We start from the raw sequence: 2,167 nt of genomic DNA on the forward strand, positions 1-2,167 counted from the left end.
AACCTGAAGGCCGCAGGTTCAAATCCTGCCCCCGCAACCAGAAAATTCCGTTTAATAACAAACACTTAGGCGGCTTCATGGGCGGCCTTCTGCGTTTCTCCAACGCCAACTGGAATCATATAGGAATCATTCGGGGGAGAAACCCAGCGTAGCGACGCTGCGTGAGAGACGTGCCAAAAGAGCGGCGGGAAGGGTGCGAATCGGGATGACGTCTGACGTGCTCCCCTTTTTGTATCCAGTCAAAAGGAGAGTTCCCGGTTTTTATGGCTTGGGGTTGATGGGATAACAAGGGCCTCGGGGGCATGCCTCCGAGGCCCTTGTCTGACGACCTGATCAGGTGTCCTGCCATCCAGCTGGGAAGGGGACGCACCGTATTGTAATCTTCCTGCCAGTCCGCCAGAACCTGTCGGGCATGGCTGAGAGACGTAAACAACGTTTCGTTGAGACATTCATCCCTCAAGCGACCGTTGAAACTTTCGACAAAGCCGTTTTGTTGCGGTTTTCCCGGGGCGATGTAGTGCCAGTCGATTTTCATCCCATCGGCCCATTTCAGGATCGCATGCGCCGTGAAGTCCGTTTCCTTCTCGATCGGACTCTAATTTTAAATGGCTACTTTTCCGGGGGACACGTCACAGATTATCGGGATTCTGAAAGAGCTCAAGTGGGTGCTACGGCTGCGGATCTGTGCTGCAAGCACGGGATCAGTGAAGTGACCTTCTGCACTTGGAGGTCGGAAATATGGCGAGATGGAACGCAGCGACTCTTGGCGGAGAGCGTGATGGACGTCTCGACGCTGAAGGCCTGCTGATAAAAAACTCGTGACGCTCGGTTTGCGGCGGGAGGCCGTGACTTGGGCGCTTGCGGAGCGGGATTACTCGCAGCGGCGGGCCTGCCGGCTGATCGGCATCAATCCGAAGACCTGGCGCGATGCGTCACGCCGTCTGGCCGGAGAGGCGGCACGGATGCGCTTGCGCACACTGACCGCGGAACGACGCCGGTTCGGCTATCGGCGTCTGCAGATCCTGCTTGACCGGGAAGGGGTGGCAATGAACCACAAGAAGCTGTTCCGACTGTATCGCGAGGAAGGGCTGTCGGTCCGGAAGTGTGGCGGGCGGAAACGAGCGACAGGCACGCGCTCGCCGATGATGCTGCCCGACGGGCCCAATCAGCGGTGGAGCCTGGATTTTGTCTCGGACGTATTGAACAACGGACGGCGTTTCCGCGTGCTGACGGTGGTGGACGACTATACGCGCAAATGCCTGGCGCTGGTGGCGGATACCTCGTTGTCAGGCGAACAGCTCGGTCGACGAACTCGACGGGATCGGAGAGCATCGCGGCTGGCTACTGATGATCGTCAGTGACAACGGCACCGAGATGACTTCGAAAGCGATGCTGGTTTGGTATGAGAAGTGATCGGTGCTGTGGCACTATATCGCACCGGGACAGCCACAGCAGAACGGGTTCGTCGAGAGTTTCAACGGCTGGTTCCGAGACGAATGCCTCAACGAGCACTTGTTCCACAACCGCGGCCACGCCCGCTCGGTCATCGACGCCTGGTGCGCCGAATTGCAACGCCGTCAGGCGCCACACCAGTCTCAACGGCATGACGCCGGAGGCTTTCGCTCAACACGCCAACAAGGCATACAGCAACCCAAAGATTATAAATCAGAACTGAGGATACGTTGGGGGCAAGGTCAGTGTGCTGTTAATATTCAAGTATGATCTGGACTTCGATTTTTTAGCAGACAGAGCATATGGGTAGCGCTTTTTGGGCGTGTAATTCTTCCATTCATCTTTTTTGGTATTCTGCATTCGAAGGTCGCCTCAGTTGGCAGATCTCAGTAACCTGTTTTCGGTAGATTTGGGTATGTACAGCTACCTTATGAGGGGGAGCTATAATTTTATCTGGGATACCCTTGGTTGGATCGTTAGGGTCGATTTATTACTATACGAAAATCCCTAAAAACTTCATTTAATACTTATAAATGTAAAGAAATTGAGAAGTATTATCATTCTAAATGAGAATGTTTATTAATAACAAAAATATCTATGCTTGATTTCTTTTGAATTTGTGCTATATTCAGCATAGATCATGAAAGGACACTCAGATGGCAATCAAAGATCCTAAGAGCCTGTTTGGAAAATCACGGGTGAGCATTTCTGCGCA

General features: G+C 53.3%; 2 pseudogenes. One reads left to right on the forward strand and one right to left on the reverse strand.

Going from position 1 to position 2,167, the window contains the following annotated elements:
- Positions 1-239: 239 nt before the first annotated feature.
- Positions 240-577 (reverse strand): annotated as a pseudogene (locus tag B7444_RS17310) (integrase core domain-containing protein); the annotation flags it as partial.
- A gap of 28 nt (positions 578-605) precedes the next feature.
- Between B7444_RS17310 and B7444_RS15750 the strand changes: the two are divergent.
- Positions 606-1,675 (forward strand): annotated as a pseudogene (locus B7444_RS15750) (IS3 family transposase).
- The last annotated feature ends 492 nt before the right edge of the window (positions 1,676-2,167 follow it).

This window comes from Gluconobacter thailandicus F149-1 = NBRC 100600 (genome assembly GCF_000964465.1).
In the GTDB taxonomy this organism is placed as follows: Bacteria; Pseudomonadota; Alphaproteobacteria; order Acetobacterales; family Acetobacteraceae; genus Gluconobacter; species Gluconobacter thailandicus.